Here is a 13,976-nt window from a genome sequence, read left to right as displayed (position 1 = left end):
TGCTAAATTAGATACTTTTTTAAAATGTTCTACCAAGGGAATGTTCAAAAAAGTGTGTCAAAGCGCATTTTTAGTTCAACTCAATTTTCAATCTATCTGGAAAGAAAATATCAAGTTGAGACATAGTTAAAGCCCAATTAGGCAGAGCCATAGTCCATTTTTGCTCTACCTTCTTTATAGCACAATATACCTGTTTATACAAGGCATTTGTGCTGGTAAATGAGCCCTTGGTTTTAGTGAATTTTCTGATCTGTCTGTGTAGCCCCTCAATTGGATTTGTGGTGTAAATTAGCCTTCTAACTGGGCTAGAATACTTGAAATAACCAGATAAATTTTCCCAATTGTTCTGCCACGATTTTATAACTAAAGGATACTTTTCTCCCCATTTTTCTTCCAGCTCAAGTAAGTAATTTTCAGCAATTTCTTTACTTGTAGCACGATATATTTTTTTCAAATCATTCATGAAAACTTTCACATCTTTGCTGGATACATATTTTAGTGAATTTCTTATCTGATGCACTATACATAGCTGTACTTCTGCTTTAGGAAACGCACTATTTATAGCTGCAGGAAAGCTTTTTAGCCCATCTACACATGCAATCAGAATATCTTCTACTCCTCTTTCTTTGAGGTCATTTAGCACTCCCAACCAAAAGTTAGCTCCTTCACTTTCAGCCAAATAAAAGCCCAGGACTTCTTTTCTGCCATTTTGGTCTATGCCCAATATATTGTACATACATTTACTTACGCAATGTCCATCCTCTTTGACCTTAAAGAACATCCCATCCATAAATACTATCGGGTATACTGATTGCAGTGGACGACTACGCCATTCATTGATTATAGGCAGTAATTTGTCGGTAATACTTGATATCTCTGCCGCCGATATTTTGTGATCATAAATTTCCTCAACGTGTGACGCTATATCTCTATAGCTCATACCACTGGCAAATGTGCTCAAAATCTTCGTTTCAAGCTCTGGATGTAAGCTTGTTTGCCTTTTTTTGACTATTTGCGGCTCAAAACTTCCTTCTCTATCCCTTGGCGTCAAAAGTTCAAATGAACCGGCACTTGTCCGTAAAGTCTTTCCATTTCTCCCATTTCTTCGATTATTCTCTTCACTTTCAGCTAATAAGTGGTTTTCTATTTCACCTTCCAAACTTGCCTCCAGCAGCTTTTTTATAAATGGTGTTAATGCTCCCTCCCTTCCTGTCAACGGTCTTCCTTCTCGTATAGACGACAGGATATTTGTTTCCAACTCTTTATAATCTACCAATCCGTTAGTTCTGTTTACTACTTTCTGACTCATTGTCACACCTCCATTTTTTTATATCAATTTATTACTTTTTTTTCGGTTTGACACACTTTTTTGAACATTCCCTCCTGCAGCTATAAATAGTGCGTTTCCTAAAGCAGAAGTACAGCTATGTATAGTGCATCAGATAAGAAATTCACTAAAATATGTATCCAGCAAAGATGTGAAAGTTTTCATGAATGATTTGAAAAAAATATATCGTGCTACAAGTAAAGAAATTGCTGAAAATTACTTACTTGAGCTGGAAGAAAAATGGGGAGAAAAGTATCCTTTAGTTATAAAATCGTGGCAGAACAATTGGGAAAATTTATCTGGTTATTTCAAGTATTCTAGCCCAGTTAGAAGGCTAATTTACACCACAAATCCAATTGAGGGGCTGCACAGACAGATCAGAAAATTCACTAAAACCAAGGGCTCATTTACCAGCACAAATGCCTTGTATAAACAGGTATATTGTGCTATAAAGAAGGTAGAGCAAAAATGGACTATGGCTCTGCCTAATTGGGCTTTAACTATGTCTCAACTTGATATTTTCTTTCCAGATAGATTGAAAATTGAGTTGAACTAAAAATGCGCTTTGACACACTTTTTTGAACATTCCCAAAAAAGCCCTGGCCAGTCAAAAAGAGTAAAATATTTTTTTATAAAAGAGCATAGTAACTGCTATAAAGTACAGGAATTATGTAGGATTTTCTGCTAGTGGCTACTATAAGTGGACCACAAGAAAAATAAGCAGTAGAGAATCAGCAAATAAAGAGCTACTCGCAGCTATTCAAAAAATATATCAAGTTTCTAAATGTAGATATGGAGCTCCTAAAATTCATGCTGAATTGAAGGCTTTGGGTAAAAGTTGCAATTTGAAAACGGTGCAAAGTATTATGCAGAAAAATTACATCAGGGCTATACTGAGAAGAAAGTTTAAAATTAAAAAACAACAAACAGATAATAGAGCTGTAGCTCCCAATATACTAGATCAAAACTTTATTGTTGATCAACCAAATAAAGTATGGGATTACTTACATCAAAACCAAGGAGGGATGGCTATATTTGGCAGCAATAATTCTCACGTATGGTAGTTAATGAGTAGTGCAATAAATAAACAATTGGTTATGAACTCTTTATTAATGGCCATTAATAGGCGTAAACCTGTTAAAAATCTACTGCTGCACAGTGACCAAGGTTCACAATATACTGCGCAAGGGTATCAATATCTCTTAGCTGTAAAGAATATAGATGAGTAATAAAGGCTGTTGTTACGACAATTCTGTTGCAGAAAGCTTCTTTAGCTCATTGAAAAGAGAAATACTTATTGATACTTCACAACACTCTGCTCAACAAACTAGAACTGCAATATTTGAATACATAGAAATTTTTTATAACAAACAACGTCACTCCAGAACAATTTGATGCATCATTCTTTTTGTAAAAAACATTCCAAACTTTCTCTCCACTTTTTCTGGGTAAGGTCAGTTATCATATGAGCAAGAAAAGCACCATCTTAAGATAGATGTAGTGGATAAAATAACGTTGAAAGTAGGAGAATCAAGCATAGAGATGACAAAAAAAGGAATAAAACTCAAAGCAAAAAGAATAGATCTAAACTAGCATATGGGTAAAGCAATCGTTTGTGTAGGGGATTATTGCAGTGGAATACCGGCACATGTTTGTATGAGTGGTAGTAACGACATTTTTGTAAACGGTAGATCTGTGTGTCGAAAAGGAGATATCTTAACTCTAGGTGAGAAACTGACGCAAGGGTCAAACAGCGTATTTGTTAATGATATTGGTATTGCACGAGTTGGTGATTTAGCCTCATGTGGTTTTAAGGTAGTAAGTGGAAGTAGTAATGTTTTTTCGGGGTAAAAGTGTATACATTAAAATCGAAAGTTTTTGTGCTATAATGGTTCTTTATTGAAAATAGCGTTGATGGATATCACTACTAGCTTATTAGGGGATATTAGTAATTTAATAGATAGAGCAAAGAATCATCTTGCTACACATTTCAATTCTACTCTAGTATTGTTAAATTGGGAAATTGGCTTCAGAATTGATCAAGATATCTTAAAGCACAAACGTGCAGACTATGGCCAACGAATCATCTTCCAACTTGCAAAAGAATTTCAGATTAAATATGGACGTGGGTTTGATAGAGCTTCATTATTTCGGATGGTGCAATTTTCCAAATTTTTTCCCGATCAAGAAATTGTCGCGACACTGTCACAACAATTAAGTTGGTCACATTTTGTAGAAATTATTGCAATTTCTGATGACTTGAAGCGTAGCTACTATTTAGAAATGTGTCGTATTGAAAGATGGAGTGTTAGAGCACTACGTAGTAGAATCGATACCATGTTGTATGAACGTACAGCACTAGCAAAAAAACCTGAGGACTTCATAAGACAAAGCATCAAACAATTACGTGAAGAAAATACGTTAGCACCAGAATTCATTTTTCATGATCCATACTTCCTTAACTTTGTGGAATTGCCATCAAGTCATAGCGAGACTGATCTAGAAAATACGATTTTGGATGAACTGATAAAATTTTTACAAGAGTTTGGTAATGATTTTTGCTTTGTAACACGTCAAAAAAGGATGAGCACTGATGCAACTGATAGGTATTTAGACCTGCTATTTTTTCATAGAGGATTAAGACGTCTTGTTGCAATAGAACTAAAAATTGGTCCCAGCTTATAAAGGACAGATGCTTAAATTGGTTAGATAAAAATGAACGAAAACCAGATGAAGAAAAACCTCTAGGGATTATTTTATGTGCTGATAAGGATCAAGAAGATATAGAATACCTTGAACTTGAAGGCTCTAATATTCATGTTGCACAGTATTTAACACAGCTTCCTTCTAAAGAAATTCTTGAAAAGAAGTTGAGAAAGGCTATCTCTATAGCGCGTGAAAAATACGAACGACTCAAAGTACTAGGTCAAAGTCATGAAAAATGAAAAAATATATGCAAGGAATGGATGCTAAAACAGGAAAGGAATTAGAAGGCTTAGAGCACTTAAAACGTGAATTCTGGATTAAAGGAGAATAGAAAAGGCAAGAAAACAGGGTAAACTCAGCAGTTATAAAAAAATAGATGAGGTTACCCATGGAAGATATAACAAAACTGTTTTGTTTGGTCGATGATTTTTGCAGAGATATAGAGAAAAATTTTGCAGATAAACTACTGCCAAATGGTAAAAAACCCACAAGAACAACGGAAATTGAGCACTCCGAAATCATGACAATAATCCTGCTATATCAACAATCTCCGTGTAAAAATTTCAAAACTTTCTATCTACATTACCTAACGTTGCTCTACAAATCAGAGTTTCCAAAGTTACCTTCATATACCAGGTTTGTTGCTCTAAAGCCTAGGGTTTTGTGGCATTTAGCAATGTTGTTGCATTGGCTTTGTGGACAGTCAGAAAACACTGGAATTTCATATATAGACACAACTCCCATTGCAGTTTGTCATGCAAAAAGAATATCCAAAAACAAAGTTTTTGCTGGAATTGCAAAATTAAGCAAGAGCACTTACGGCTGGTTTTTTGGTTTCAAATTACATATGGTAATCAATGAAAATGGTGAAATTTATGCACTTACGCTCACAAAAGGCAATGTTGATGATAGGATACCTGTGCCAAATCTGACGGAAAAATTAATCGGCCTTTTGTTTGGTGACAAAGGTTATATTGCAAAAGAGCTTTTTCAGAAGCTGTTTGACCGAGGTTTGAAACTTGTTACCAACGTGAAAAAAGGTATGAAAAATACATTGATTTCGCTAAATGAGAAGATTTTACTGAGAAAAAGGTCTATCATTGAGACTGTTTTTGGTTACCTAAAAAATAGACTAGAAATTGAACACACTCGCCATAGATCCCCTGTTAATTTTTTGGTTCATATCTTTTCTACTCTCATTTCCTATTCCATCAAATCCAAAAAGCCTTCTATTTCCTATTCTTTCTTCCTTCCTTAATCCAGAATTCGCGTTTAAAGCAATCAATTATTGATATATTAACCACGCCAATTGGATCACGTGTTATGAGAAGAGAGTATGGTTCCCGATTGTTTGAATTAGTAGATCGGCCAATAAATCGTGATTTTACGCTGGAAATTTATGCAGCAGTAGCTGAAGCACTACAAAAGTGGGAAACAAGGTTCAAACTCGAGAAAGTAAAAATCACAGAAGTAAAAGAAGGGAAAGTCACTATTGCCCTGGAAGGGATATATACATCAAATGGAGAAAAAATTCGCTTTGACGGAGTTGTGGTATAAAGATGCAGCAGCCAAATATTATCGAACTACTGAACTTCGAAGAAATCTTTTCGCGGATGAAAGAAGAGTTAGTAAATCGAGATAAAAGTTTTACAGGATTGGTGGAAAGTGACCCAGCAATAAAGATTTTAGAGGTAGCAGCATGGCGAGAACTTTTGCTCAGAGAAAGAATAAACGAAGCAGCAAAAAGATACTGTCTTTACTGTCAATAAATTATTTAGCTAAAAAAGATAAAAAACAACAAAAAACTTAATTTAGCCTTCTATACATCAATGTAACTGTGTATAAGTACTTTGAGTTTGTGTAGGCGTACTTATACACAGTTACACTAGCTATTCACCAGGCAGTTTTGTTTAAAGTCAAAGTAAAATGATACAATGTAATCTACTATAGTACCAACACTTTAGGCATGGTGCTCTATACTAAGTGCTCAAAAGTGTTGAGTATAACTGTTAACATTATTTTACCAAATCACCATTGAATGGTTGATTCTTTTTAAGAATACCAAAAAATATATGCATTAGTTTTCTCATTAACGCAACAATTATAACCATTGAACATTTTCTTTTATTTGCTAAACGCTGGCAAAATTTTTGAAAGTGAGGATTACGGTTTTTGACTACTATAGCTGGCATATAAAGAGCCTTGCGGATACGCTCGGATCCTATTTTACATATTCTACTTTTTTTACTGACAGATGAACCTGATTGGTAATATTCAGGATTTAGACCGGCAAAGGCTGTAAATTGTCTAGCATTATCAAAATTATCAACAGATGGCATTTCTGCAACGATAGCAACAGCAGTAAGATGTCCTATACCTTTTACAGTCTTGATGTTTTCTATCATATTTTTTAGGTGTGAATGGTTATTAACATGCTCACAAATCTCTTTTTCTATAGCAGAAATTTCTGTTTCTATTGTAGCAACTACTTCAAGTATGGCTTGCTTACAACGGTAATCCATATTTTTATTTTCCAAGCGATTCATCTGTTGTAACTTGTCGTCTTTAAGTGCTTGCAAACAACGATAGAGATCTCTTAAACGCTTGATTTCAGTAGGAGCAGGTTTCCAAAGATTAGGTTTATTAGCAATACAAAACCTAGCAATCATGGCAGCATCTGACTTATCTGTTTTGTTTCTGAGTAGCTCACTTTTGCCAAAAGCCTTGATTTGAGCAGGGTTTACCACACTTACATTATGTCCAAGGTCATACATAAAAATAATTATATCTTCACTGTAACAACCAGTCGCTTCTAGGCAGAGATGAATAAGGACTGCTCCGTGATTATTACACCAAGCTACAAGCTTTTCAAAACCTTCCTTGTTATTGCGAAAAACTTTATGTCGCTCTTTACTGCCTATCAATAAACAAACATCAAATTTTTTTTTAGCAATATCTACACCTAAAATAACATTTGCTTGCATAAACCAGCCTCCAAAACTATAAATAAAGTTGAGAGTTAGACTAACCTTGTGATACGGGATATAATTCCAAAGATACTGTTCTGTCTTTTAACTCTATATGGGAAGGGAGCAAAATCTTTTTGTCAGCCTTTTTGGCATAAGTAATTTATCGGCTTCACCTTCCCTGCAAGACATTTTAGCTACAATGCCCTACTCCTTGAAGATACAAGCAATTTACTGAAGTTTGCAAGGGGAGAAGAACTTGATAATTTAGCTGAGTTTTACGGAGTTGAAAGAGAAAAAGAAGAGGATGACGAACGTTTCAGAAAAAGAATTAAAGCAAAGATAGTTGGCTGGTCAACAGGAGGAAATTATCGGTATTATGCATTATCAGCAGATACGAGAGTAAAAGATGCATTAGTAGAATCACATGTACCAGGAAAAGTACAAGTTTCAATCTTATCAACAGAATTATCCACAACTGGCATACCCCCAGAAGAATTACTAGAAATTGTCAGAAATCAGCTAAACAGGGAGGATGTGAGGATTCTAACAGATACAATTGAAGTGGTAAGTTGCAATATTATTGAAATAGATCAACTAAGTTTTTTAAATTTTTTGAATCTAGTCTTATTACAACTCTTATTTATAATTTTGTATTCTTGTTCAATTGAAAAATGTATTTTTGGCAATAAAAACCCTAGTTTATATAGAAAGGAATTTATGTCAAATAGCTACCACTACTTAGGTTTTATGGTTAATGAGTATGTGCTTTAAGTTTGTGTGGGCGCACATATTCATTAACCTACTTTCTATGCAGTTTTTTTTATTTCATATTAATTGCTTCCTTAAGTCTTGCATTTGCAATTACTATGATTTTTCCCATTAGAGCCGTTATAGCTACCATTTTCTTTTTACCTCTACCAATGAGATCAGAGTAAAAAGCACCAAGTGCAGATTTAGATCTTGCAGCAGCCATGGAAGCTGTAAAAAGCTTTTTACGGACACTACTTCTACCACCTGTTATACTTCTGTAACCAATAGATTTTCCACTTTCTTTTGGATGCGGGGCAACTCCAGCAAGACTTGCAACTTCTTTTTTGTTTAGGTAGCCAAGTTCTGGCATAAGGCATATAAAATCTTGAGATAACTTGATACCTATTCCCGGTACCGTTCTAAGTATTTTTTGGCGCTTTTGTAACTCTAGATTTTCATCAATGATTTTTTGTATGGCATTATTGATCTCATTTATCTGACCGTTAAAAAAGTCAATGGTTTTTTGGCAACTTTCCTTTATATGCTCGTTTTCAGGTGTTTTCAGTCTACATTTCTCTTGAACTCTCATTTGTGTAATGTCATCACGTCGTTGACAAAGTGCAACTAAGGCTGTTTGTTCTTTTGACATAGGTACAAATAGAGATAGAGTACTATAGCGTTCATATCCATATTGAGCAAGAGCTCTTGCATCTGATTGATCAGACTTTGCTAAAGTTCCATGAGATATGACAAAGCTTTTTACTTTGCGAGTATTAGCTCGATGTACAGCAACATTCTTATCAACAAGAAAATGTGCTAAGCCAAGCTCATATTTTCCAGTGTTTTCTAAAGTTACTAGAGAATTAGGTAGGATATCTGAAAATTTTTGAAACAACTGTTGCCAACCAGTAGCATCATTGTCAAACTTGATAGTGCTCCTTTGGTTGTGAGCTGCAGCAACATTTTTAAATTTTCCGATATCAATTCCAATGAAATTTTGATAAGATGTAATCATAATAAATAACCTCGATAGTTTAATTAATTTAAGATTGTAAACGGGTGCATACATATGTCCCATGCAACTATTCAAACGTATCGAGAGATAGGGCTAGTGTACCTTGATCTATACGGTTGTAATACCAATATCCACTCGGTCGCACATGCCCGTGATAACTCTATTTCTATAGTGGGTAGAGTTATCTTTCCCTCTTAATTTTATTTATATCATATTTTTAACTTACAATATTCAATTCTTTAATATCTTTCTCTTGCTGTAAAATATCACTAACTCTGGTTGGCTCACTTCTATTGTAATTAATAAGATTGATATTCAAAACTCTATGAGTGTTATCAGTTTCTGTGTAATAAGCTCGAAGCTCTACGCCTTTCTCTCCAAGATATTTACTTGCAGCTTCTTTTCCCTGCTCTGCCAACTTTATACATTTATCTATATCTTCCTTAAAGCTCTTATTAGCAGACTCTGTTACTGCTTTATCTATGTACGTTTGTTTAAAATCTCTATCGTTTATTAGGTCATAAAAACTCCACTCATCTCTATAAGCCTTCTGTATAGCAGTGAGGTCTCTTTCTTCTTTCAAAAGCATTAAGAAGCCTACCTTGTCTTCTAGGTTTTTTAGTTTAAAGCCTGTTATTATCTTCTCTAATTGAGAATCAAATTCTTCATTGGCAAAATTTTCAGCAAGATTATTTAAATTTTTTAACTCTTTGTATAATTTATTATTTTCTGCAATTGAGCGGCAGAACTTTATTATAGCAGAGTCCTTAGTGAAAGAATTGTCTTTTTCCATTTTATTGATACGGTCCTTGAGGGATGTAAAATGCGATTCAAGCCATGACGAATATAGATCGTATTCATAAGATGCCAACAAGCAATGTATTGCATTCCAAGCACATGATGCTACCCTTATAACTGATTCAACATCATAATTCTCTGACTGATTACTTGTTTTTCCTGCCTCTGCTGTTTTTTCTTCCTTAGCCAAACTTCCAGTCATAATACGCCTCCTTAACTATATTTATATTATACCAATTAACATATATTAAAAGAAATCAAACTGTACAACCTCGTCCTACACTAACTTTTATGATTACTTAATTGTGTAAAAATAACTGCAAGTGTTAAACTTGAGCTTTTATTTTTCATTATACATTTCTTACTACATGTTTATACTGCTGTCTTGCATAATAGACTATTCGAAGTTACACAAGTATTTTTTTTATTAGATAAGAGTTAGTAAGAGCCTGTTCATAATTTTTTCAGAAGTAAGGCAGTGAAAGCCAGAACTACCATTTGTAGGCTAGTATTGAGTTTTCGCTCACAATTTTTCCACAATCTTCTACATTTTTCTAACCAAGCAAAAGATCGCTCCACAACCCATCTTTTGGGCAATACAACAAAGGAACGTAATTCATTTCTTTTGATCACTTCAACGGTTGCACCAATAATCGTTTTTATTTGAGTTACAAAATTCTCTCCAGTATAGCCTGCATCAACCAGTACATTTTTAACTCCCGAGAGGTTTTCTTTTGCATTTTCGACCATTCTCACAGCACTGCTACGGTCAGTTATCTCTGCTGTTGTTGTATAAATTGCATGCTTGCGTATCTACTGCAATACGGCCCTGAAATCTTCTTGCCTGCATCATAGCTTCAGCAGTATCTGCATTTTTTATACTCTGTGCATCAATTATGCAGAAGCTTTTCCGACCATTGTTTTGTCGCAATTATTTTTTTTTAATACCAGCTCCAGAACACTTTCTTTATTTGCATCTGGTTTTTCACTCCACTTCTTAAAATAGTCGTAACAATTGCGCCATTTTGGGAACTCTTTTGATACCATTCTCCACTGGCAACCACTTTTTAACACGTATAACACTCCACAAAATACATCATGTAAATCAAGTGTTCTTGGTTTTGTCTTCTTTCTGCAAGATTCCAGATCTGCTACAATAATCTCAAACTTTTCTCGACTTATGTCACTTGGTTATAAACTTCGCATATCCTACTTTATATACTTTATCCTCTCACTTTATCTCTTTTTTGAGATTACGTACAGGCTCTAAGATACAAAGACGTTTTCAGAAATCTTTAAGCTTAATAACATCCTCTCTCTTTGGACTAGTTGAGATTAGATGAATTGGTACACCTATTAATTTTTCTAACCTGTCTATATATTTTATTAAATTGATAGGCAATGCTTTAATCGACCTTTTACCTTGAGTGTTTTCTTTCCAGCCAGGAAACTCTTCATATATTGGCTCTAATTCCCCTTGTATTGAATGCGATGCGGGTAAATAATCATACATTTTTCCGCTATACTTGTAACCAGTGCATATTTTAATTGTATCAAAAGAATCAAGCACATCTAATTTGGTTAATACAATGCTTGAAACTCCAGAGAGTTGCACAGCCTGGCGGACTAAAGCTGCATCAAACCATCCGCAGCGCCTTCTTCTATTGCTCACTGTTCCAAGTTCCTTACCTATAGTAAACAAGCTATCTCCTACTTCATTTTTCTGCTCAGTAGGAAATGGGCCATTGCCTACTCTGGTTGTATAAGCTTTCGCCACACCAATAATGTTAGCATTCGAGAATAACCCTGAGCCTGTTATTGCTTGCGATGCTACAGTATTACTTGAAGTAACAAAAGGGTAAGTTCCGTGGTCGATATCTAAAAATGTACCTTGGGCGCCTTCAAATATTATTTTCTTACCTTCTTTCACCAAGTCATTTAATACTTTCCATACAGGTTTTTTATATGGAAGAATTTTTTCTGAAATCTCTTGAATTTCCTTTAATATTTCTTCTTTTTTAACCACCTGGTAGTTAAGGCCTTTCCTGATAGCATTGTGGTAATTCAAAAGAGTATCTACTCTTTTATTGAGCTCATCTGCGTTTTCTAAGTCACAAAGGCGTATAGCTCTCCTGCCAACTTTATCTTCATAACATGGCCCTATTCCTTTGTTTGTTGTACCAATTTTGTGATTTCCATTTAAATCTTCAAATAGCTTTTCCTTGTCCTTATGTACGCTAAGTATTAATGAACAGCTCTCGGATACCATCAAGTTGTTATAGTTTACGTCTACTCCTTTAACTTTCAATGACTCTATTTCTGAGATTAGAGCATGTGAATCAAGAGCAACACCGTTTCCTATGATAGATATTTTGCCCGTTCTCAAAACAGCAGAGGGCAGTAAATTTAATTTATAAACCTCATCATCTATTACTATAGTGTGCCCTGCATTATTTCCTCCCTGAAATCTCACAACTACATCTGCATTCTCAGAAAGATAATCTACTATTTTACCCTTGCCTTCGTCACCCCATTGCAGACCAATAATTACAATGTTATTCATCATTATTTTCTAAATTAATACATAAATATTAATACAGCACGCTACAAATGAAAAGAGAAATCTGCGCCTTTCCTGCACCTCTTAAATAAAGAAATATACTGTCGATTTTCTTAATATATTACCAAATTATTCATCATTATATGATACAACTTACAGCATATTTATAGCAAGGTGTTAATTATGAAAGAGGCAAAGCGAAATAATAAGAGTCCAGTAGTTAGATTAAAGGCCACAGCTAAAGAGTTCAATTTTAGTAAATTAAGAGCAGATCAAGATAATAAATTAGCGAATTCCGGTGAAACAATGTTCTTAGATTTTCAAAGGATGAATTTTATTATTAACGGAAAAGAAATAGATAAAAATCTTATTATTGCATTTAAGGAAGGAGCTAAGCACCGCAGAAGCGAACTTTTTAATAGTGATGATATATATAATGACGAAATATTTAACAAAAAAGGAACAAGAGAAATAGATACGGATCGTGGCAAAGCTTTTGTTGCTTCAGTACTCGAAGATATTGAGAAAGAGCTTGTAAGTGACGCATTGGGTGAGCTGTGGAAAAATCACTGCGAAGATCCCAAAACTACTGATCATCAAAAAACTGATTCATATAAGAAAGAATTTGAAGAATTTTACAATGCTGGCCAAAGGTATATCCATCTATTACCAACAGAGAAAGATGAAAACAAGGATTACCGTTCCTTTGCAAAAGAAGTTTTCAAAAAAATGTTTAGATACGCTGGGGCAGAAGTTCCAAGTGATGCTATTTTAGAAGAGCTAGTCACCAATTGTAATCAAGCAGGGTATGAGGCTGCTCCATTTATACAAACTCAACTTGCACTTGGACAGTCGTTCATAGTAGAAAATCCTAAAAAAGTAATAAACATTGATTGTGCTAACCAAAATAATGTGAGAATTAGATCTGATATGAGGCTACCAATACTCTCTGTTAAAAATCAAGTTATGCATGGCGATAAGATATGTAATCTGCCCAGTTCATTGGAATTTACAATTGAATCTCACAATAGTGAAGACTTTGTAACATACAGAGATGGTAAATTGTCACTTACTATTCCTGAAGAGTTAAAAAATTATAAAGATAATGGCAAGAACTTGTTTGACATTATTAAAGAATATTTTCAGAAATTCTGTGCAAAATTAGGATTTAAACCTGAGACAAAAATACAAATAGAGCATAGCTTAGGTACTCAAAGTAACTATTTAGATGGTACAATATCTACTACAGGATCAGATGCAAATAAAGAGTTTATCAATCTTTTAAGCGAAAATCTCAGAGAGAGGTTCTTGGGGTTAGGACTTGCTCTAGAAGATGTTAATGATCTTGTTGAAGTCAGAGTATCTACAGTTATGGATCTATTGAGTGATTATGCTAAATTGGAAGATAATAAAGAAAACAGAGAGTTATTAATAAGTGAAGTAGCAGATAATTTAGGGCTTTCCTTTCAAGGTAAAATAGCATCAGAAGTATTGAAAGAGTTTGATGATGAAATGTTAATGCATACAGAAGGTATAGATAATAACATAGGTCAACATATAATGGAATTAGGCTCTTTACCTTCTTTGATAAGAGGCCATATTAATCATAATCAAGTGCAGTCTGTTGTAAATACTTTTATTAAGTTAATTATTGAAGGGAAAAGCGAAGTATACAAAGAAAAAAATGCAATTAATGCAATTGATGCAATTTATCAGAAGGTAGATAAGGCAATTGTTGAGCAAGAAAAAAGAGCAACCAACAAACAAGATATAGAAAATGATAAATGGACAGATAGAATCAAAAAACAGAAATTATCTGTGGAATCACATGAACATTTACTTTAAAGATGG

At 34.2% G+C, this 13,976-nt stretch carries 11 protein-coding genes and 6 pseudogenes; 11 read left to right on the top strand and 6 right to left on the bottom strand.

Features of this window, described 5'->3' with window-relative positions:
• Window positions 1-70: 70 nt before the first annotated feature.
• A complete protein-coding gene (locus tag OPR49_RS04345) occupies window positions 71-1,309 on the bottom strand; it encodes an IS256 family transposase (RefSeq protein ID WP_265026724.1) in 1,239 nt (412 codons plus the stop codon).
• Between the two features lie 73 nt (window positions 1,310-1,382).
• Here OPR49_RS04345 and OPR49_RS04340 point away from each other — a divergent pair.
• From OPR49_RS04340 to OPR49_RS04295, 9 genes and pseudogenes are all read left to right on the top strand, one after another.
• Window positions 1,383-1,883: pseudogene (locus OPR49_RS04340) on the top strand (IS256 family transposase); the annotation flags it as partial.
• 33 nt (window positions 1,884-1,916) lie between these two features.
• Window positions 1,917-2,722: pseudogene (locus OPR49_RS07765) on the top strand (IS3 family transposase); the annotation flags it as partial.
• A 60-nt stretch (window positions 2,723-2,782) separates the two neighbouring features.
• Window positions 2,783-2,920: pseudogene (locus tag OPR49_RS04325) on the top strand (phage baseplate assembly protein V); the annotation flags it as partial.
• A 3-nt stretch (window positions 2,921-2,923) separates the two neighbouring features.
• Window positions 2,924-3,178 carry a PAAR domain-containing protein gene (locus OPR49_RS04320; RefSeq protein ID WP_265026759.1) on the top strand — a complete coding sequence of 85 codons (255 nt, stop codon included), beginning with the start codon at window positions 2,924-2,926 and terminating at the stop codon, window positions 3,176-3,178.
• Between the two features lie 27 nt (window positions 3,179-3,205).
• Entirely contained in the window at window positions 3,206-4,012 is an 807-nt protein-coding gene (locus OPR49_RS04315) for a PDDEXK nuclease domain-containing protein (protein WP_265026758.1), read from the top strand.
• Window positions 3,964-4,272, top strand: coding sequence for a PDDEXK nuclease domain-containing protein (locus tag OPR49_RS07490; RefSeq protein ID WP_320157612.1), 309 nt, complete (start codon window positions 3,964-3,966; stop codon window positions 4,270-4,272). Before OPR49_RS04315 ends, OPR49_RS07490 begins: the two co-directional genes overlap by 49 nt.
• Window positions 4,273-4,421: 149 nt before the next feature.
• Window positions 4,422-5,291 (top strand): IS982 family transposase, encoded by an 870-nt coding sequence (locus OPR49_RS04305; RefSeq protein ID WP_458694421.1) that lies wholly within the window; start codon window positions 4,422-4,424, stop codon window positions 5,289-5,291.
• Complete coding sequence (locus OPR49_RS04300; protein WP_265027520.1) at window positions 5,291-5,590, top strand: GPW/gp25 family protein; 300 nt, start codon at window positions 5,291-5,293, stop codon at window positions 5,588-5,590. Before OPR49_RS04305 ends, OPR49_RS04300 begins: the two co-directional genes overlap by 1 nt.
• Window positions 5,591-5,592: 2 nt before the next feature.
• A pseudogene (locus OPR49_RS04295) lies at window positions 5,593-5,778 on the top strand (baseplate assembly protein); the annotation flags it as partial.
• Window positions 5,779-6,048: 270 nt separating this feature from the next.
• Here the strand turns inward: OPR49_RS04295 and OPR49_RS04290 are convergent.
• Window positions 6,049-7,017, bottom strand: a complete 969-nt coding sequence (locus OPR49_RS04290; RefSeq protein ID WP_265026710.1) for a transposase — start codon at window positions 7,015-7,017, stop codon at window positions 6,049-6,051.
• A gap of 207 nt (window positions 7,018-7,224) precedes the next feature.
• On the opposite strand from OPR49_RS04290, the pseudogene OPR49_RS04285 reads away from it, so the two are divergent.
• Window positions 7,225-7,593 (top strand): annotated as a pseudogene (locus OPR49_RS04285) (baseplate J/gp47 family protein); the annotation flags it as partial.
• A 229-nt stretch (window positions 7,594-7,822) separates the two neighbouring features.
• On the opposite strand, the gene OPR49_RS04280 reads toward OPR49_RS04285, so the two are convergent.
• The 4 genes and pseudogenes from OPR49_RS04280 to OPR49_RS04265 all read right to left on the bottom strand — a co-directional run bounded on the left by OPR49_RS04280 (window position 7,823) and on the right by OPR49_RS04265 (window position 12,128).
• The gene (locus OPR49_RS04280; protein WP_265026757.1) at window positions 7,823-8,767 is read right to left on the bottom strand and encodes an IS110 family RNA-guided transposase; all 945 of its coding nucleotides are present in this window, start codon (window positions 8,765-8,767) and stop codon (window positions 7,823-7,825) included.
• A 217-nt stretch (window positions 8,768-8,984) separates the two neighbouring features.
• Window positions 8,985-9,767, bottom strand: a complete 783-nt coding sequence (locus tag OPR49_RS04275; RefSeq protein ID WP_265026756.1) for a hypothetical protein — start codon at window positions 9,765-9,767, stop codon at window positions 8,985-8,987.
• A gap of 251 nt (window positions 9,768-10,018) precedes the next feature.
• Window positions 10,019-10,747: pseudogene (locus tag OPR49_RS04270) on the bottom strand (IS5 family transposase).
• A 103-nt stretch (window positions 10,748-10,850) separates the two neighbouring features.
• Window positions 10,851-12,128 carry an adenylosuccinate synthase gene (locus OPR49_RS04265; RefSeq protein ID WP_265027519.1) on the bottom strand — a complete coding sequence of 426 codons (1,278 nt, stop codon included), beginning with the start codon at window positions 12,126-12,128 and terminating at the stop codon, window positions 10,851-10,853.
• A gap of 180 nt (window positions 12,129-12,308) precedes the next feature.
• Between OPR49_RS04265 and OPR49_RS04260 the strand changes: the two genes are divergently transcribed.
• A complete protein-coding gene (locus OPR49_RS04260) occupies window positions 12,309-13,970 on the top strand; it encodes a hypothetical protein (RefSeq protein ID WP_265026755.1) in 1,662 nt (553 codons plus the stop codon).
• The last annotated feature ends 6 nt before the right edge of the window (window positions 13,971-13,976 follow it).

This window comes from Wolbachia endosymbiont (group A) of Bombylius major, from assembly GCF_947251895.1.
GTDB lineage: Bacteria > Pseudomonadota > Alphaproteobacteria > Rickettsiales > Anaplasmataceae > Wolbachia > Wolbachia pipientis.
This window is presented reverse-complemented; position numbering and strand designations above follow the sequence as displayed.

What these genes read in the sequence shown, in the direction of transcription:
- OPR49_RS04320 (WP_265026759.1), top strand. Translation starts at nt 2,924, where the DNA reads ATGGGTAAAGCAATCGTTTGTGTAGGGGATTATTGCAGTGGAATACCG.
- OPR49_RS04290 (WP_265026710.1), bottom strand. Translation starts at nt 7,017, where the DNA reads ATGCAAGCAAATGTTATTTTAGGTGTAGATATTGCTAAAAAAAAATTT.
- OPR49_RS04305 (WP_458694421.1), top strand. Translation starts at nt 4,422, where the DNA reads ATGGAAGATATAACAAAACTGTTTTGTTTGGTCGATGATTTTTGCAGA.
- OPR49_RS04345 (WP_265026724.1), bottom strand. Translation starts at nt 1,309, where the DNA reads ATGAGTCAGAAAGTAGTAAACAGAACTAACGGATTGGTAGATTATAAA.
- OPR49_RS04275 (WP_265026756.1), bottom strand. Translation starts at nt 9,767, where the DNA reads ATGACTGGAAGTTTGGCTAAGGAAGAAAAAACAGCAGAGGCAGGAAAA.
- OPR49_RS04265 (WP_265027519.1), bottom strand. Translation starts at nt 12,128, where the DNA reads ATGAATAACATTGTAATTATTGGTCTGCAATGGGGTGACGAAGGCAAG.
- OPR49_RS04260 (WP_265026755.1), top strand. Translation starts at nt 12,309, where the DNA reads ATGAAAGAGGCAAAGCGAAATAATAAGAGTCCAGTAGTTAGATTAAAG.
- OPR49_RS04280 (WP_265026757.1), bottom strand. Translation starts at nt 8,767, where the DNA reads ATGATTACATCTTATCAAAATTTCATTGGAATTGATATCGGAAAATTT.